This window comes from Actinopolymorpha alba DSM 45243 (genome assembly GCF_000373925.1).
Taxonomy (GTDB): Bacteria; Actinomycetota; Actinomycetes; order Propionibacteriales; family Actinopolymorphaceae; genus Actinopolymorpha; species Actinopolymorpha alba.
The window spans coordinates 1-16945 of sequence record NZ_KB892766.1; the positions used below are offsets into that span (position 1 = coordinate 1).

The 16945-nt window shown below is 69.3% G+C and carries 17 protein-coding genes; 7 read left to right on the forward strand and 10 right to left on the reverse strand.

Features of this window, described 5'->3' with window-relative positions; translation table 11 throughout:
• From B141_RS42095 to B141_RS0122030, 3 genes are all read right to left on the reverse strand, one after another.
• The coding region (locus B141_RS42095) for a DUF222 domain-containing protein (protein ID WP_020577356.1) at nt 1–492 on the reverse strand (492 nt) is incomplete at its 3' end.
• A complete protein-coding gene (locus B141_RS49505) occupies nt 489–737 on the reverse strand; it encodes a hypothetical protein (RefSeq protein WP_157181196.1) in 249 nt (82 codons plus the stop codon). The genes B141_RS49505 and B141_RS42095, both read right to left, overlap by 4 nt.
• A gap of 1114 nt (nt 738–1851) precedes the next feature.
• Nucleotides 1852–2382 (reverse strand): GNAT family N-acetyltransferase, encoded by a 531-nt coding sequence (locus tag B141_RS0122030; protein WP_020577357.1) that lies wholly within the window; start codon nt 2380–2382, stop codon nt 1852–1854.
• Nucleotides 2383–2447: 65 nt separating this feature from the next.
• On the opposite strand from B141_RS0122030, the gene B141_RS0122035 reads away from it, so the two are divergent.
• The 4 genes from B141_RS0122035 to ndk all read left to right on the forward strand — a co-directional run bounded on the left by B141_RS0122035 (nt 2448) and on the right by ndk (nt 7619).
• Nucleotides 2448–5144, forward strand: coding sequence for a valine--tRNA ligase (locus B141_RS0122035; RefSeq protein WP_020577358.1), 2697 nt, complete (start codon nt 2448–2450; stop codon nt 5142–5144).
• A 188-nt stretch (nt 5145–5332) separates the two neighbouring features.
• Entirely contained in the window at nt 5333–6718 is a 1386-nt protein-coding gene (locus B141_RS0122040) for a bifunctional folylpolyglutamate synthase/dihydrofolate synthase (protein ID WP_202805870.1), read from the forward strand.
• 7 nt (nt 6719–6725) lie between these two features.
• A complete protein-coding gene (locus tag B141_RS42100) occupies nt 6726–7070 on the forward strand; it encodes a DUF4233 domain-containing protein (RefSeq protein WP_020577360.1) in 345 nt (114 codons plus the stop codon).
• Nucleotides 7071–7208: 138 nt separating this feature from the next.
• Nucleotides 7209–7619, forward strand: coding sequence for a nucleoside-diphosphate kinase (ndk, locus tag B141_RS0122050; RefSeq protein ID WP_020577361.1), 411 nt, complete (start codon nt 7209–7211; stop codon nt 7617–7619).
• 28 nt (nt 7620–7647) lie between these two features.
• Here ndk and B141_RS0122055 read toward each other — a convergent pair whose 3' ends face one another.
• The 4 genes from B141_RS0122055 to B141_RS0122065 form a co-directional block, all read right to left on the reverse strand.
• On the reverse strand, nt 7648–8451 hold the full coding sequence (locus B141_RS0122055; RefSeq protein WP_020577362.1) for a CPBP family intramembrane glutamic endopeptidase: 804 nt from the start codon (nt 8449–8451) through the stop codon (nt 7648–7650).
• A 24-nt stretch (nt 8452–8475) separates the two neighbouring features.
• Complete coding sequence (locus B141_RS0122060) at nt 8476–10119, reverse strand: glutamate--tRNA ligase (RefSeq protein ID WP_020577363.1); 1644 nt, start codon at nt 10117–10119, stop codon at nt 8476–8478.
• A 76-nt stretch (nt 10120–10195) separates the two neighbouring features.
• Nucleotides 10196–10549: a zinc ribbon domain-containing protein gene (locus tag B141_RS52910; RefSeq protein WP_420313602.1), complete on the reverse strand. Its 354-nt coding sequence runs from the start codon at nt 10547–10549 to the stop codon at nt 10196–10198.
• Nucleotides 10550–10551: 2 nt separating this feature from the next.
• On the reverse strand, nt 10552–10725 hold the full coding sequence (locus tag B141_RS0122065; RefSeq protein ID WP_157181197.1) for a hypothetical protein: 174 nt from the start codon (nt 10723–10725) through the stop codon (nt 10552–10554).
• A 23-nt stretch (nt 10726–10748) separates the two neighbouring features.
• Between B141_RS0122065 and tnpA the strand changes: the two genes are divergently transcribed.
• Nucleotides 10749–11177: an IS200/IS605 family transposase gene (gene tnpA / locus B141_RS0122070; RefSeq protein WP_084678447.1), complete on the forward strand. Its 429-nt coding sequence runs from the start codon at nt 10749–10751 to the stop codon at nt 11175–11177.
• Nucleotides 11178–11288: 111 nt separating this feature from the next.
• Here tnpA and B141_RS0122075 read toward each other — a convergent pair whose 3' ends face one another.
• Nucleotides 11289–13079: an ABC transporter ATP-binding protein gene (locus B141_RS0122075; RefSeq protein ID WP_020577366.1), complete on the reverse strand. Its 1791-nt coding sequence runs from the start codon at nt 13077–13079 to the stop codon at nt 11289–11291.
• On the reverse strand, nt 13072–15039 hold the full coding sequence (locus B141_RS42105) for an ATP-binding cassette domain-containing protein (protein WP_020577367.1): 1968 nt from the start codon (nt 15037–15039) through the stop codon (nt 13072–13074). The genes B141_RS0122075 and B141_RS42105 overlap by 8 nt, the downstream gene beginning before the upstream one ends.
• 177 nt (nt 15040–15216) lie before the next feature.
• On the opposite strand from B141_RS42105, the gene B141_RS0122085 reads away from it, so the two are divergent.
• A complete protein-coding gene (locus tag B141_RS0122085; RefSeq protein WP_020577368.1) occupies nt 15217–15756 on the forward strand; it encodes a DinB family protein in 540 nt (179 codons plus the stop codon).
• Nucleotides 15757–15851: 95 nt separating this feature from the next.
• Here the strand turns inward: B141_RS0122085 and B141_RS0122090 are convergent, their stop codons facing one another.
• Nucleotides 15852–16055, reverse strand: coding sequence for a hypothetical protein (locus tag B141_RS0122090; RefSeq protein WP_020577369.1), 204 nt, complete (start codon nt 16053–16055; stop codon nt 15852–15854).
• Between the two features lie 60 nt (nt 16056–16115).
• On the opposite strand from B141_RS0122090, the gene B141_RS49510 reads away from it, so the two are divergent.
• Nucleotides 16116–16922, forward strand: a complete 807-nt coding sequence (locus B141_RS49510) for a hypothetical protein (protein WP_020577370.1) — start codon at nt 16116–16118, stop codon at nt 16920–16922.
• Nucleotides 16923–16945: the final 23 nt, after the last annotated feature.

Genomic DNA, 16945 nt, shown 5'->3' on the forward strand with positions numbered 1-16945 from the left:
TTCGGCGGTGACGGCCTGGACCAGCAGCTGAATCAGGACGTCGGCGTTGCGCTGGGACTGGGTGCGGGTGTCATCAGAACCACTCTTGCGGGCGTACTTGTCGAGTAGCGCCTGCAACCGGGCCGCCGCCTCGGGAGGAAGCCGGTAGGAGCCTGTGATGCTGCCGTCGTCTTCCAGNTGTGCTGTCAAGTACCGGTTGCGGTGGGCTTTCTCCTCATCGCGCTGATGCCCATCAGGATCCAGAACCTGTCGCAGGTATTTACCGGCGCGCGCGACCTTCTCCACCGTCGAAAACTCATCGCGAGCCAGATTCAGCAGTGTCTCTTCGGCCACCCGGGCGGCATCATCGTTTTTCAGGACGTCGACGGCCGCGGTGATCGCGGTGGCCATGCCGTAGGAGATCGCTCCCGCAGCCAACGCCGCCGTCGTCGCCTGAAGCCGCCGGAATTGCTTGCCGTTGCGTTGATGCACCGAGGCGGCGTACGAATTCATCCGCCCACCCGCGCGAAGCCACGCCGACGTCGACGAAAATCCCGCCGCCTTCGCTTCCCTAACGCGTGCACCACACCAACGCGAGTGTCGAACGCGAGCCGCACCAGATCAACAACCCGCATCAGCCGATCCGCCTGCTCCAACGCCGCCGCACCAGAATCCGGCACCGGCAACTCCAGCACCGCACGGGCGGCCGACTCCAAAGAAGTAAGCGTCGACTCGGCAACACTCCCCGTCGAACTCATATTCGAATGATAGGGCCCAGTGATCCATTTCGCTAGCGAAGAAGCGGCTAAATTCGTCAGGCTCTAATCCGCAGCCTGTATCCACATGGCCTGAGCTCGCAGCGCGAAATCCACAGCCTGGATCCACAAGAGATTCCACAGTTCGTAGCTCGTCGAAATCGACGATGGAATGAATATCCACAGTCATGGGGTGAACTATCGATTGAGGAGGTCCTCCGACTTTCGGACCGAGAGTTGGTGCAGTCGGTAGGAGTGTCCCGGCAAAGAAGGCGCCGCACCTTCGCCAGGTCGGGGCGTGCCGCGGGCGGCGTCTCGCATTGTGTACGCCTTCTCTGGTGCGAGGCGGGGCATGTTCCCACCAGGCAAGGCAAATTTGCCTAGTGAGGTGGGGACTTGCCGCGTGAGGTCCACCAAAGGGTGTACACAATGTGAGACAGAGGCCTGGTTTCTCATTATCCGATACGGCCGGGTGTACGCCATTCGAGACGGCTGCTGTACTTCAGTAAGACCGTGGAAACTCCGGGGTGTTATAGCACCCCGGAATCTCCACGATCGCAGATGACCCGCCCACCACGAGGCTGCCGCGCCGCGCGGTGCAGCGAGCCGTCAACGCGGCAATTTGCCTTGCATGGTGGGACCATGCCTCGCCTCGCACCGCAGAAGCTATACGCAATGTGAGACGGGTCGGCCCGCCTCGATTGAACCTGAGTAGATGCCCACTTTCGACCCAGAACTGGGCATCTACTCAAGGTTCGGTGGAGCTCACCCCCGGGCCGTCCACATTTCGGACGGCTTACCGGACGACTTGCAGCTCGTTCATGATCAACTTGCGGAAAACGCCCACGAATCGCGCGAACGGTGGGCGACTTCCACAAGTTGATCATGAACCGGCCCGAAGATCGCTCACTATGCGAGATTGGCCACCAACGTAAACCCTGACGTGGCGGAGGAGCCTCCGCAAAGAAGCCGACGCACTTCAGCCACGTTGGCGCCCGCCCGCCCCACTCAGGCCGCGAGGGTTGTGCATAAGCCTGACGGTGGCCGCGGTCGCCGGTCGACGCCGCGCGCTTCTCCAACGCGTAAGGAACGGCACGGCGGTGTGATCGGTCTGGACTCAGAGGTGCTTCACCATGGTGTCGGCGTCCTTGTCCCCACCAACGATCTCGAAGCCCTCCGCGGTGTAGAGGCCGGCCGCCGCGGCGTTCGCGCGTTCGACGCTCAGACTGATCCGCGTCAGACCCGCCGCCCGAGCTTGATCAAGGAGGGCCCGGAGGAGCGCTCGTCCGACCCCTCGCCCGCGCCAGTCCGCGGCGATGGCGAGAGTGATCTCGGGTACGTCGGCCGCGACGAAGCCGTAGCCCGGTCGCTCCGCGGGGAAGTAGCGCCACCAAGCCGCACCGACCAGCGCGCCCGACCCGTCGGTGTTGGTCGCCTCGGCGATGGTTCCCTGCTCGCCCGCTGCCGGCCAGCCGTCGACGTACTTCCACAGCTTCGGGTCCGCGCGCAGCTTCGCCAGCGTGAACCCCGGCCACGTGGGGTCCCAGTTGAACGCCGCCAGCAACATCTCGCCCAGGTACCCGGCATCGGCCGCGGTCGCGGGCCGCAGGGAGTAGGAAGGGTGCTCAGGAGATCTCGTCTCGCTCACGCGCAGGAGTCTGACCCCACACCGCCCGCAGCACCAGCGATTAACCGATCCCTAAACTGCACCGCATGAGTGCCCAGCGTCCCGAACCATCCGCGCCCGAGCTGCCGCAGACCTTCACCCCCGGCGAGGTGGAAGGAAAGCTGTACGAACGCTGGGTGGAGGCGGGCTACTTCGCGGCCCGGGGTCGCGCCGGCAAAGACGCAGGGACGCCGTCGGGCGAGCCGGAAGCGACGCCGTTCTCGATCGTGATCCCGCCGCCCAACGTCACCGGATCGCTCCATGTCGGGCACGCGCTGGACCACACCATCCAGGACATCCTGGTCCGCCGGCGCCGGATGCAGGGGTTCGACACGCTTTGGCTGCCCGGCATGGACCACGCCGGGATCGCCACACAGAACGTCGTCGAACGCGAGCTGGCCAAGGAGGGCCTGTCCCGCCACGATCTTGGCCGGGAGGCGTTCGTCGAGCGGGTCTGGCAGTGGAAGGTCGAGTCGGGCGGCCGGATTCTCGGCCAGATGCGCCGGCTCGGCGACTCGGTCGACTGGAGCCGCGAGCGGTTCACGATGGACGAGGGCCGCTCCAAGGCGGTCCGCACGATGTTCAAGCGGCTGTACGACGACGGGCTCATCTACCGCGCCGAGCGGATCATCAACTGGTGCCCGCGTTGCCTCACCGCGCTGTCTGACATCGAGGTGGAGCACTCCGACGACGACGGCGAGCTCGTCTCCATCCGGTACGGCGAGGGTGACGCGTCTGTCGTCGTCGCCACGACCCGACCCGAGACGATGCTCGGCGACACGGCGGTCGCCGTCCACCCGAGCGACGAGAGGTACGCCCACCTGGTGGGCGCCGAGGTGGAGCTTCCGTTGACCGGGCGGCGGATCCCGATCGTCGCCGACGTGCACGTCGACCCGGAGTTCGGGACCGGTGCGGTGAAGGTCACCCCCGCTCACGACCCCAACGACTTCGAGATCGGCCAGCGGCACGGCCTGCCGAGCATCACGATCATGGACGAGCACGGTGTCATCACCGCGCACGGGATGTTCCAGGGCCTCGACCGGTTCGAGGCGCGGCCAAGCGTGGTCGCGGCGCTGCGGGCGGAGGGGCGGATCGAGAAGGAGGTCCGGCCGTACCGCCACGCGGTCGGGCACTGCCAGCGGTGTGACACGGTCGTCGAGCCCCGGGTGTCGCTGCAGTGGTTCGTCAAGGTGGAGCCGCTGGCCCAGGCCGCGAGCGACGCCGTACGCGAGGGCCGGATCGCGATCCACCCGCCCGAGATGGCCAAGCGCTACTTCTCCTGGGTCGACAACATGCACGACTGGTGCATTTCGCGCCAGTTGTGGTGGGGACACCGCATTCCGGTCTGGTACGGCCCCGCCGGCGAGGTGGTCTGCGTCGGACCCGACGAGGAGCCGCCGTCCGGGGAGGGATGGACACAGGACGAGGACGTCCTCGACACGTGGTTCTCCTCCGGACTCTGGCCGATGTCGACCCTCGGCTGGCCCGACGAGACCGACGATCTCGCCCGCTATTACCCCACCAGCGTGCTCGTCACCGGCTACGACATCCTGTTTTTCTGGGTGGCGCGGATGGCGATGTTCGGCCTGTACGCCATGAAGGATCGCGGGCCGGTCGACAGCGTGCCGTTCAGGGAGATCGTCCTGCACGGCATGGTCCGTGACGCGCACGGCAAGAAGATGTCGAAGTCGTTCGGGAACGTCGTCGACCCGCTGGACTGGATCGACCGGTACGGCGCCGACGCGACCCGGTTCACGCTGGCCCGCGGCGCCAACCCCGGCTCCGACGTGCCCGTCAGCGAGGAGTGGTGCCAGGGTTCGCGCAACTTCGCGACGAAGCTCTGGAACGCCACCAGGTTCGCGTTGATGAACGGCGCCTCCGCGCAGCTGCCGGTCCCGCCGGCGGAGCAGTTGTCGAGCGCCGACCGCTGGATCCTGTCCCGCCTGCACCGGGTGATCGCCGACGTCGACGCGTCGTATGAGGGCTACGAGTTCGCCAAGGCATGCGAGGCGATCCAGGCGTTCGCGTGGAGTGAGTTCTGCGACTGGTACGTCGAGCTTGCCAAGACCTCCTTGACGGCGGGCGGGGAGGCCGCGGATGCCACCCGCGCGGTCCTGGGGCATGTGCTCGACCGGCTGCTGAGGCTCCTCCACCCCGTGATGCCGTTCGTGACTGAGGAGCTGTGGCTCGCGGTGACCCGCGGTCCGTCTGGGGTTGCCCCCGGCGAGGCGGAGTCGCTGGTCGTCGCCGCGTGGCCGACCGCTGAGCCGGCGTACGTCGATCCGGCCGCGGAGGCGGAGATCACCGCGCTGCAGCGACTGGTCACGGAGGTCCGGAGGTTCCGGTCCGACCAGGGCCTCAAGCCGGGCCAACGGGTGCCGGCCCAGCTCGTGGGGATCGAGGAGACCGTCCTCGCCCCGCACGAGCCGGCGATCCGGTCGTTGCTGCGGCTCGACCCGGCCGGCACCGCGTTCACCCGTACCGCCTCCCTCCTGGTCGAGCAGGTCACCGTGGAGTTCGACACCGCCGGCACGATCGACGTGGCCGCCGAGCGGAAGCGGCTGGAGAAGGACCTCGGCAACGCCCAAAAGGAGAAGGTCCAGGCCGAACGCAAGCTGGGCAACGAGGAGTTCCTCGCCAAGGCGCCGGCGCCGGTGGTGGAGAAGGTCCGGGGCCAGCTCGCGGCCGCCGAGGCCGAGATCGCCCGGCTCGAAGGCCAGCTGGCCGGTTTGCCCGGATCCTGACGGGCGGGAACGATTGGGGCGACATCCCTCACCGGACTGCTCGCAGGCTCGCTTTGACGTCTCGGTGAGTGATGTCGTCCAATCGCTCCCGCGATCGGCCCCCCAGGGCGAACCCCCCTTGCGCGGCCGTCATCCGGCGGGGCGGAACAATGTGCGGGGTGGACGACGATGCAGAGTCGAGGGCGCTGATGGCAGGGCGGGAAGCGGCGGACGGGGCGCGGGCGCGTTCCACTGAGGCGGCGTACGTCGAGACCGAGCGGGCGCTGCTCGGCCGGCTGCCGGAGCACAAGTCCGTCGAAGGGGCCTCGCTCGAGCCGATCCGCCTGCTCTGCGAACTCCTCGGCGATCCCCAGCAGGCCGCGCCGGTCATCCACCTCACCGGCACCAACGGCAAGACCACCACGGCTCGGATGATCGACTCGCTACTGGTGGCGTTCGGGCTCCGGACCGGTCGGCTCACCAGCCCGCACCTGGCTGAGATCCGCGAGCGGATCACGCTGTCCGGGGAGCCGATCTCGCCGGAGCGGTTCGTCGAGATCTACTCCGAGGTGATGCCGTTCGTCGACCTGGCCGATCAGCGGTTGGGCCGGCCGATGTCGTTCTTCGAGGTCGTGACCGGCCTGGGGTTCGCGGCGTTCGCCGACGCACCTGTCGACGTGGCCGTGCTGGAGGTCGGGCTCGGCGGCACCTGGGACACCACCAACGTCGCCGCCGGCAAGGTGGCGGTCGTGACCCCGATCGCGGTGGACCACACGAAGTACCTCGGCGCGACGCCGGTCGAGATCGCGGGTGAGAAGGCCGGCATCATCAAGCCCGGTGCCATCGCGGTGATCGCCCAGCAGGAGCTGGAGGTGGCCGAAGTGCTGATGCGGCGGGCCGCCGAGGTGGGCGCGACCGTCGCCCGCGAGGGGCTGGAGTTCGGGGTCGTCGACCGGGAGCTCGCGGTCGGCGGGCAGCAACTCGCCCTCAAGGGACTCACCGGCACCTACGACGGGATCTACCTCCCCCTCCACGGGGTCCACCAGGCACACAATGCGGCCTGCGCGCTCGCCGCGGTCGAGGCGTTCCTCGCCGGCGGGGTCGTCGAGGGCGAGGGCCTGGACGCCGACCTGGTACGCGAGGGCTTCGCGAACGTCAGCTCACCTGGCCGGCTCGAGGTTGTCCGCCGTAGCCCCACCGTCATCCTCGACGCCGCTCACAACCCGCACGGTGCGGCCGCGGCCGCGGCGGCGATGACCGAGGCGTTCGTGTTCGAGCCTCTCATCGGTGTCGTCGGCATGATGCAGGACAAGGACATCGAGGGTGTCCTCGAGGCGTTCGAGCCGGTCATGGCCCGGATCGTCTGCACCCAGAACTCCACCCAGCGCGCCATGCCGGCCGCCGAGCTCGCGGAGCTCGCGATCGACGTCTTCGGCGAGGACCGGGTGGATATTGCCGCCCGGCTCGACGACGCGCTGGACCTCGGCGTCCGGCTCGCCGACGAGGGGAGTACGGCGATGGGGAGCGGCGGCGTACTCGTCACCGGCTCCGTGATCACCGCCGGTGAGGCGCGGGTCCTTTTCGGAGGCCGGTGAGGTTACGGTGCGTTCTGTCCTGTCCGCGATCCTGGTGTTCGAGGCGATCATCATCGGACTCGCGATCCCCGTGGCGATCACGCTGGGCGAGGTGCCGTCGGCACTCGCCGGCGCGGTCGGCGGGGCGGCGGCGGTCACCTGCCTGGTGGTGACGGGGCTGCTGAGGTTCCCGGTGGGCAAGGTGCTGGGATCGGTGCTGCAGGTGGTGGTGTTCGGCCTGGGGTTCGTCGTACCCCTGATGTTCGTTCTTGGTGTGATCTTCGGCGTGATGTGGTTCGGGTTCCTGGTGCTCGACCGGCGGATCGCGGCGTCGAAGGCAGCGCACGATCAGTCGGCCCCGCCCGCCGACTAGCGGGAGGGCAGCGCGGGCGATGCGCGACCACACTCCGCCAACACGAACCGTGACCGGCTACGCTGCGCGGGCGGTTCGTACCCCATCTGTACGGGGTCGGCCGTGCCTCGCCTGACCTCGCACCTTGAAGGAGTTCGCGTGTCCGAGCGCACACTGGTCCTGCTCAAGCCCGACGCTGTCAGCCGTGGCCTGGTGGGGGAGATCCTGAGCCGCTACGAACGCAAGGGTCTCACGCTGGTGGCGATGGACCTGCGCACCATCGACGGCGAGATGGCTGACCTGCACTACGCCGAGCACGTGAGCAAGGCGTTCTATCCGCCGCTGCGGGAGTTCGTGACGAGCGGCCCGCTGGTCGCGGCGGTGCTCGAAGGTGAGGAGGCGATCGAGGTCGTCCGCCTGCTCAACGGCGCGACCGATGCGCGCAAGGCGGCCGCCGGCACGATCCGGGGTGACCTGGCGCTGTCCAACCGGGAGAACCTGGTCCACGGTTCAGACTCGCTGGACGCGGCCAAGCGCGAGATCGCGCTGTGGTTCCCCCACCTGGCCTGAGAGCCCAGGGTCAGGAAGGTCGCCGTCTTCAGCCGGTGAGGCTGAAGACCACGGGCAGAACGCCGAACGGCAGGTTGGTGAGGAAATGCGCCACGATCAACGGCAGCAGGCGTTTCTGCCGCTGGTAGACGAGTCCGGCTGCCCCACCCCATAAGACGAACGCGAAGAAGTAGGTCACGGCTCCGGCGAGGCTGGCGGCGAAGAGAATGTGCTGGAGCCCGAAGCCGAGCGCCGCGATGGCGATCCCCACGGAGAGTCGCCCGGTCGCCGCCGCGAGCCGGGGCTGCACCCACCCGCGATAGTGCAGCTCCTCGACCGGCGCGTTGAGGAACGGGAAGCTGACCCCGACGATGATGCCCAACCACGCGGGTATGGCGTTGGTGGTCTGGAGGTCGGCGTACAGACCGGTGAAGGTCTGCGCGTACGCCGCCTGGAACTCCGCGGCGGTCGTGGGCTGGAAGATCGCCAGGGGCACCAGGACCAGAGGTATGACGAAGAGCGCATAGAACGCGAACAGCCAGACAAACCCCCAACCGACGTCTCGCGCGAGTCGGGTCCGGTTGAAGCCGATGAGCGCGCGGACACGCCGACCTTCGCGGTGGAGCAGCCGCCGGAGCAAGCCAAGGTTGACGACGTTGGTCACGGTGACGGCGATCGTCGACGTGGTGGCGGCGAGGGGGAGCGCGTCGGGATAACCGCGGGCCACGAACACCACGAAGGCGACACTCATGCCCAGCAGGATCAGCGGGGTACGGACGAACGCCATGGCCAGCGGTGTCGTGACCCGCGGGGTGGTCCCCGCGTCGGCGTCCGTGCGGATGGTCACGTTCACCCCACCAGGCTGTCCGCGTAAACCTCAGCCGGCGAGCGCACGCACCCGACGCAGCACCTCGTCGGTGCCGAGCGCGTGGGCGACGGCGAAGAGATCCGGGCTCCGGGTGGAGCCGGTCAACGCGACCCGGATCACCTGCGCGGCCTCGCGGATCGAGCCGGGGTAGGCATCGGGGTCGCGTTTGTACTCCTTCGCGTTCTTGGCGAAGCCGTGCCGGCCCGCGAGGTCGCGGATCTGCCCGAACCACTCCTGCGGGTCGTCCAGTGGTTGGTAGCTGCCGGCGAACTCCCGCGCGAGCGTACGGACCAGCTCCGGCGCGAGCCCTCCGAGCCGCTCGTCGGACGGATCGTCCACGACCGGGAACAGCTCCGGGAAGAAGAATGCGTACGCCGGCCGGAAGTCGGACCACTTGCGGAGGTCCTTGCGGGGGTTCTCCACGCCCTCACGCTCGACCGCGAGCGCCCGGAGCGCGAGGTCCCGCTCGTCCCGCAGGATTCGCACCAGCTCAGCGTCATGGTCGGAAGCCCATCCGGAGATCTCCTCGATGATCGTCTCGCCGGCCAGGGTGGAGACGTAGTCGCCGCTGATGTCCTCCAGCTTCACCAGGTCGACCAGAGGTCCGGCGACCCCGAACTCCTCCAACCGGATCGGCTCGGCGAGCGCCTCCGCCAGCGGGAGGTCGGCGAGCCGGCCGTTGGCCAGACCCCGCAGGTAGTAGTCGACGGCAGGTGCGGGGTAGCCGACCTCCATGTAGTAGTCGACCGACGCCTCGGGGTCCTTGCGCTTGGACAGCTTGCGCTTGCTCCCGCCCTCCTGCTTGGTGAGCGGCGCGATGTGGGCGAACTCCGGAACCTCGAAGCCCAACGCCTCGAACAGCTGCAGGTGCAGCGGGACCGAGGAGATCCACTCCTCGGCGCGGATGACGAGGTTGACCCGCATGAGGTGCTCGTCGACGGCGTGCGCGAAGTGGTACGTCGGCAGCCGCGGCTCCTGGTCGGAGGACTTGAGGATCACCACGTCGTTGCGGTTGGACTCGTGCTCCAGCTCGCCACGGATGGCGTCGACGAAGCGGGTACGGCGGCCCTGCTCGCCGGGCGAGCGGAACCGCACGACGTACGGCTCGCCGGCCTCGAGTCGGGCCCGGACGTCTTCGGCCGACGCGTTCCGCCAGATCGCCCAGCGGCCGTAGTAGCCCGTCGGCAGCTTCGCCTTCTGCTGCGCCTGGGTGATCTGGGCGAGCTCGTCCTTGGTGGCGAAGCAGAGGTACGCCTTGTCCTCGCGCAGCAGCTCGCGGACGTAGGTCATGTAGATCCGCGACCGCTGCGACTGCAGGTAGGGGCCGTAGGCGCCGGCATCCCGGGATTCACTCGGCTCGACCCCGAAGTAGGCGAACGCCCGGTCGAACTGCGCCAGCGCTCCCTCGACCTCGCGGGACTGGTCGGTGTCCTCGACCCGCAGGAAGTAGACGCCGCCGGACGTGCGCGAGATGTCCTGGTCGATCATCGCGACGTAGATCAGACCGATATGCGCGGACCCGGTCGGGGACGGCGCCACCCGGACCACCTTCGCGCCCTCGGGCAGCTGCCGGGGCGGGTACTGCTCTTCCCAGTACGCCGGGTCGGGCAGGTCAGCGGGAAAGAGGGAGTCGATGGTGGCGCGGTCGAGCATCGGTGGTTGTCCCCGCATTCGGTTGGGACTGGCTTCGGTTGGCTGGCCAGCTGGCCACGTCGGGGTCGAGGATACTTCAGCGTTGACTTCCTCCCGGGCCTAAAGGCCCGGGATTCCCGCCTGCGACCCACACGAGCCGTGTGGGTCGCCTCGGGCGGGTTCCTGCTTCACTGCGCTGCGCCGGTACGGGTACCGGTCTTACCTGCGCTCCACAGGCTGACACCGCCAGTCCGGCGGCCCGGCCAATGTTCACGGCCGCATTGACGTCCCGGTCCAGGACCGCCCCGCACGCCTCACACGTCCACGTACGGACGTGCAGGTGGTTGGGGCCGTCCTTCACGCCGCACGCCGTGCACACCTGAGAGGTCGGTTCGAGCCGGCCGATCCTCACGAAGGTGCGCCCGTACCGGGCGGCCTTGTACTCCAGCATGTTCACGAACGCCGACCATCCGGCGCCGTGGCCCGCTCCGGGCCCTTCTTCGCTGCCGTGAGGCGCTTCGACAGCTCCGCCGAGGTGACGAACGGCAGCCCCGCCGCGCGGGCCTCCTCGCGGACGCGAAGCTGACCGGCGCTCGGGTACAGGCGGAAGCTGTACCGAAGCTGCATCGCGATCACTCTACCATTGGCCTATGTCACCACGATGGGAACCGAACCCCGATATCCGCAGGGGTCGAATAGTCGTCTACAACCTGCATGCACACTTGGTGTTCGTCACGAAGTACCGGCGCGGAGTCATGAACGACGAGATGCTGACGCGCTGCGAAGAGGTCATGCGCAAGGTCTGCGAAGACTTCGGCGCGGAACTGAAGGAGTTCAACGGCGAGACCGACCACGTCCACCTGCTCGTGCACTACCCGCCGAAGGTCGCGCTCGCCAACCTGGTGAACAGCCTCAAGGGCGTCTCGTCCCGGCGTCTGCGGGCGGAGTTCACCGGCCGGGTCAACCGGGCGATCATGCACGGCCGCTTCTGGTCGCCCTCGTACTTCGCGGGCTCGTGCGGCGGCGCACCGCTCCAGGTGGTCAAGGACTACATCGCTCAGCAGAAGCGGCCGGACTGAGCGCGGGCAGCCGTGGGCGCGGGTGGACAGTGCGGATGCCCACGGCCAAGGTCGGAGCGGACAAGGGATGCGATTCACCCCCGGCCTGAAGGCCGGGGCACTCTCGCAAGATCAGCGGTAGCCGTTGGCCTGGAGGCTGTAGAGGTCGGCGTAGAGACCGTCGCGCCGGATCAGCTCCTCGTGGCTTCCCGACTCCGCGACGCGGGCACCGTCGAGCACGACGATGAGGTCGGCGCCGCTGACCGTGGAGAACCTGTGCGACACCAGGACGGTGACCATGCCGTACGCCGATCCTGACCGGGCGGCGTCGGCGTACCGCTCGAACAACGCGTGCTCCGTCGGCGCGTCCAGGCTCGCGGTGGGCTCATCGAAGAACACCAGCAGCGGGTTGGCCCGCATGAGCGCCCGGCCGAGCGCCAGCTTCTGCCACTGCCCGGTCGACAGGTCGACGCCGCCCTCCCAACTCGCCCCGAGCTGGGTCGCCGTACCGTCCGGCAGGGTGGGTACGACGTCGGCGGCACCGGCGCGGTCGAGGGCGGCGAATACCGCGGCCTCGTCGTCACGCCGGGGCAGGTCACCGACACCGACGTTCTCGCGGGCCGCGAACTCCAGCCGGGCGAAGTCCTGGAACGCCGCGGACAGCCGGGCCCGCCAGCGCTCCACGTCGAGATCGGCGAGGTCTATGCCGTCCACGAGGATGCGGCCCTCGGTGGGTTCGTACATGCGGGTCAACAGCTTCACCAGCGTGGTCTTGCCGGCGCCGTTCTCACCGACCAGAGCGGTCACCGAGCCGGCCGGGATCGTCAAGGAGAGGTTGCGCAGCACCCACCGCCCGCTGCCGGGATAACAGAACGACACGTTGTCGAAGACGATTCCGGAGGCCAGGCGTCCGGGGAGCGGACGGCCGGCTTCCCGGCGAGCCAGCGGTGCCCGCTGCGCCGCGGCGTAGTCCTGCAGCCACAGGAGCCGGCCGGCCGCGCGGAGGGAGGTGCCGAACCTCGCGAGCTCCATGACCGGCCACAGCACGTACATCTGGACCTGCTGGCACAGGACGACGGTCGCGACCACCGCCCCCACCGTCGCCTCGCCGCGGGTGGCCTGCCAGAGCATGAAGAGGATCGCGCCGCCGAGCCCCACCGAGAAGATCACGTCCCGCGCGCCGTTGGCCAACGCCCCGCGCCGGGCAGCGAGGAGCGCGGGCCGCCGCGAGGCGAGCCAGGAACCCCGGACCCGGGACGCGATCTCCTCCCGCAGGCCGAAGACCCGGATCTCCATGCCGGCATCCCGGTCGTACGCGAGCCGCCGCAGGTGTCGGGCCAGCCGGCTCGGCGCGGCGGACTGCTCCTCGGCGGCCTTCTGCCAGCGCTGGTTCCAGACGGCGACCAGTGGCCCCGGGATGGCGAACAGCGCCAGGCCGAGCAGCAGGGGATTGAGGTAGGCGACGGCGACGAGCGCGCCGACCGCGCCGATGAGCGCGTTGGCGGTGTTGACCAGGCTGTTCATCGAGCCACCGAGGACACCCTGGTTCTGCCGGAGCAGCTCCAGCCGGTCCTGGTAGTCCGCGCGTTCATGGTGGTCGAGGCCGGGCAGCGTCGCGCTCAGGCGGGCGATCTCGTGGTCGAACGCGAACCCGACCTTCTCCGACAGCGTGATCCGCAGGTCGCTGCCGAGGAACGTCACCACCCAGAAGACCGCCTGCGAGGCGAGGATCGCCACGATGGCGACTGTGGCGGCACGAGCGTCCCCGCGGATCGCGGCGTCCAGGAGCAGGCCGACGAGGATGGCGAACAACGGGTTGACGAGCCGGCCAAGAGGTTCGAGGAGGGTACTCACCATCAGCCAGCGTCCGGTGCGGAACGCCGTTCCCAGCAGGAGTTTCAGGCCACGCCGCTGCTCACGCATCGGCGGCCTCCCCAGCCGTACCGGCTACCGCGAAGCGGCTGGCCTGGAGCGTGAACATCCGTGCGTACGCGCCGTCGTCCGCCATCAGTTGCGCGTGGGTCCCGTCCTCGGCCACCCGTCCGCCGGCGATCACCACGATCCGGTCCGCGTGCCGCACACTGGCCAGCCGATGCGAGACCAGGATCGTCGTGACGTCGCGGGTCAACTCAAGGAACCGGTCGAACAACTCTGTCTCGGCGCGCACATCCAAGGCGGCGGTGGGTTCGTCGAGGATCAGCAGGCCGGCGCCGCCGCGGACGGCCGCCAGCGCGCGGGCGAGCGCGACCTTCTGCCACTGGCCGCCGGACAGATCCTGGCCGCCGTCGTAGCCGCGGGAGAGGACGGTGCCCCAACCAGACCGCAGCTCTGCCAGCAGGTCCGAGCCGCCGGCGTCGCGGAGCACCGCCTCCAACGCCGCGTCGTCCGCTGTCAAGGCGAGGTTGCCGAAGGCGACGTTGTGCCGCAGCGAAAGCTCATAACGTACGAACTCCTGGAAGATCGCGCCGATCCGCTGCCGGGCGGCCTCGGGATCGCCGCCGTCGTCGAGCAGGATCCGTCCGGCCGTCGGCTCGTACAACCCACACAACAACTTGATCAGGGTGGTCTTGCCGGCGCCGTTCTCCCCGACGATCGCCAGCGACTGACCCGGAGGGACGGTCAGGTCGAGGCCGTCAAGGACAGGTTGCGGCCGACCCCGATAGCCGAAACGGACGCCGTCGAACCGTATGCCGATCGGCCGCCGCGGTGGTCGCCCGTTGACGGTGGCGGTGGCCGCCGGCGCCGGTTTCCGGGACGGCGGTGGCGGTTTGGGGGACGGCCGTGGCGCCAGCCGGCGTTCCAGGTCGAGCACCTGACTGGACGCCACGAGCGCGCGGCCGGTGGCCCACTGAATGTCTCCGAGTACGCCGAACCCGCTGGTGTTGAGAATCGCCTGCGCGTACACAACGACGAGGGCCGGTGACAGCCCCGCGTACACCACCGACCAGCCGAGCCAGCCGAAGACCAGGCCGAGCGCCGCGACCAGTACGCCAACGGAGACGATGATCCGCCCGGACGCGTGCCGGCGGCCCTGCCAGATCTCGCGCATCGTGGCCGTCCAGGTGTCGGCGTATCTGCCGACCAGCCAGTCCGCGAGACCGAACACCCGGATCTCCTTGGCGGCGGCGGGTTCGACGGCGAGGTTGCGTACGTAGCGGGAACGCCGCATCCGCGTGGCGCCCAGCTTCGCTCCCAACTCCGCACCCTTCTCCACCCACCGCACGAATCCCGAGGTGAGCACGACCCAGCCGGTGAGGAGTACGAACGGCGCCCACCAGGCGAAGGTGAACACGACGACGGCCGCCGCGACACCGCCGATGCGGTACTCGAGCACACCGCGGAGGTTCTGGGCGGTGGTCAGGTGACCGTCGGCCCGCTCGACCTCTTCCAGCGCGGCGATCTCGCCCGCGACCGAGGGGTCCTCGAGCGCCTCGATGGTGCGGGTCCGCACGGTGGCGTTGACGACGGCCTCGTGGACGGCGAGCGCGTAGCGGTCGTCCAGGGCGCGCGCGGCGTAGTCGGCGAAGGCACCCACGACCGAACCCGCGGTGAATCCCGCGACCACCAGACTCAGCGCGAGGAGGGCCTGCCGCCCGGCGGGGGATTCGAGACCGTCGCGGATCGCGTCGGGTAGAGCCGCGGCGAGCAGTCCGGTGGCGAGGACGATTCCGGTCGGGAGCAGGCCCTTGAGGAGGATCAGTGCGGCCAGGCCGGCGGTGCGCCAGCGCCCGGCCCGCCAGAGCAGCGTGCCCAGCGCACACCACCGGCGCAGGCTCGTCCTGCGGGCAGCCAACCAACGGGTGGACCGCTGCCGGGCGGCGGGTTCTGGCCGGCTGGTGTGCTCCTCGCCGGTGCCGTCCCGCACGTCCGCGTTATCCCGCATGTCCGAACCCTCCCGTCGTTCGCGCACTGGGCACGGTAGACGGTTGCCCGGCCGCCCGCGATCGGGCTGGGGATGTGGACCAAATCCGGACAGTCCGGTCGGGAAGGCGGAGCTGGGGAAAGGCGGTGCGAAGAATCGCGGACAGAATCTGTCCGTGATGAGGTCTAGCGTGCCCGCATGGACATCAAGCGCGATCTGATCGCCCTGTCAGACTTCGCCTGGCAGCGGCTGCGGAGTCGGATGGAAGGGCTCGCCGACGAGGAGTTCCTCTGGGAGCCTGTGCCCGACTGCTGGACGGTCCGGCCGGCGGAGGATGGTTCCTACCGCGCAGACGGGGGGCTGCCCCAGCCCGAGCCGCCGCCGTTCACGACGATCGCCTGGCGGACCACTCACCTCATCTGGGTGCTGCAGGCCGAACGCACCGCGACCTGGCTCGGTGTTCGACCGGACCCCGCCGACGGTGAGCCGGTGGTGCCCGGCACGGCGACGCAGGCGCTGGACGCCCTCGACCAGGCGTACGCCGCCTGGCACCGGCGACTGACGGTGGCGACAGCGGACCACCTGGCCGAGCCGATGGGCGAGATCGCGGGGGTGTACGCCACCGAAAGCGGAGCGGGGTTCGTCCTCCACATCCTCGACGAACTCATCCATCACGGCGCCGAGATCGGTGTCGTACGCGATCTCTACCGAGCCACCCGCGCAGAGGCCACACGTTGACCCGACGTACCAGCGGACGCCGCTGGGATGGGCGGAATTCTTCGGGCACGGAACGGTGGTGGACTACCTGGCGGCCCGTTCATAGGGGACCTGGGTCACGCACCAGGAAGGACGGTGCGGGTCACGATCACCGGAACACTGAGCGCGACAGTGTCGGTGTTTTCGTCCGCCAGCGGTGGCTCGCCGATGTGGACCGGGGCGTCGTCAGGGGCGCCAAGGGTGCGGGCCCGGGAGACCCAGGCTTCGACGTCGGCAAGCGTGAGACCCGAGCCGGTTGGTAGCAACAAGAACGCGGCCATGGCGACTATCGTGCCACCCGGGCTCGCGGCCCGTGACGGCAGGCGGGCTCACGTGGCGACGTGGCGTTGTCGATCAGGCTGCGGCAGCAGGAAACGCCGCCGCCATGGTTGCGGTGGGTGACCGACCGGCTGAGGGGATACGCGCGGGTGTGGGAGTGGCTTGGCGGCGCGGAGGCGGCCCAGTTGGTCGAGGCGCCGCGGCGGGTTGATGACCAGCGAGCCACTTCCGCGCCGGCAGGGGACGGTGATCCGCAGCGGCTCGCCTCCATCACCGCGGCCTACCACGCCCAGGGGCGGACCGGTTTGGCATTTGTCTGGCGGCGTCCCGCGGTCGGCGCGCCGGTCGAGGTGATCGCTGCCGGTTCGGCACCGCTGCCGCCGGGCCCGCGTACGTCGTGCCTCCCAGCCGGTGAGCTCCTGGGTCGGCTGCGCGACTTCAGTTGCTGGTCGTCGATCTCGGTCCGCCACGACGGGCTCCGCAGCGTCGAGGCTGACGGGCAACGGAGCCGTTCCCACCCTCGGGCGCCCGCTCACACCTCCACCGCGACGCTCGAGTCCGGCCTGCTCAGTGTGTGGGAGGGGCCGTTCGTCGTCGCGGTGTTGGCGACGCCGGTGCCCGCGCCGGAATTCGTGCGCCGGAATTCGTGCCCCTGGTCGAGGAGGCCGCGGACCTGGCCCGCCAGGCGAAGGCTCGGGCCGACTCCTCGCCGGACCATGCGGTGGCGTACGACCGGGCTCGGGCCTGGCACCGCGAGCTCCGCGGCGCGGAGAGTCACGGGCTGTGGCGGGTGGGGGTGCTCGCCGGTGGCACCGACGAGCGGGCCGCCCGGTCGCTGGCTGGGCTCGTGGTGGCGTCCTTCGACCTAGGCGATCAGGCGTACACGCTGGTT

Excerpts from the sequence above, each read along its gene's own strand:
- B141_RS42105 (WP_020577367.1), bottom strand. The coding sequence starts at position 15,039 with ATGCGGGATAACGCGGACGTGCGGGACGGCACCGGCGAGGAGCACACC.
- B141_RS0122085 (WP_020577368.1), top strand. The coding sequence starts at position 15,217 with ATGGACATCAAGCGCGATCTGATCGCCCTGTCAGACTTCGCCTGGCAG.
- B141_RS0122060 (WP_020577363.1), bottom strand. The coding sequence starts at position 10,119 with ATGCTCGACCGCGCCACCATCGACTCCCTCTTTCCCGCTGACCTGCCC.
- B141_RS0122065 (WP_157181197.1), bottom strand. The coding sequence starts at position 10,725 with ATGCAGCTTCGGTACAGCTTCCGCCTGTACCCGAGCGCCGGTCAGCTT.
- B141_RS52910 (WP_420313602.1), bottom strand. The coding sequence starts at position 10,549 with ATGCTGGAGTACAAGGCCGCCCGGTACGGGCGCACCTTCGTGAGGATC.
- B141_RS0122090 (WP_020577369.1), bottom strand. The coding sequence starts at position 16,055 with ATGGCCGCGTTCTTGTTGCTACCAACCGGCTCGGGTCTCACGCTTGCC.
- B141_RS0122035 (WP_020577358.1), top strand. The coding sequence starts at position 2,448 with ATGAGTGCCCAGCGTCCCGAACCATCCGCGCCCGAGCTGCCGCAGACC.
- B141_RS0122075 (WP_020577366.1), bottom strand. The coding sequence starts at position 13,079 with ATGCGTGAGCAGCGGCGTGGCCTGAAACTCCTGCTGGGAACGGCGTTC.
- tnpA (WP_084678447.1), top strand. The coding sequence starts at position 10,749 with ATGTCACCACGATGGGAACCGAACCCCGATATCCGCAGGGGTCGAATA.
- B141_RS49505 (WP_157181196.1), bottom strand. The coding sequence starts at position 737 with ATGAGTTCGACGGGGAGTGTTGCCGAGTCGACGCTTACTTCTTTGGAG.
- B141_RS0122040 (WP_202805870.1), top strand. The coding sequence starts at position 5,333 with ATGGCAGGGCGGGAAGCGGCGGACGGGGCGCGGGCGCGTTCCACTGAG.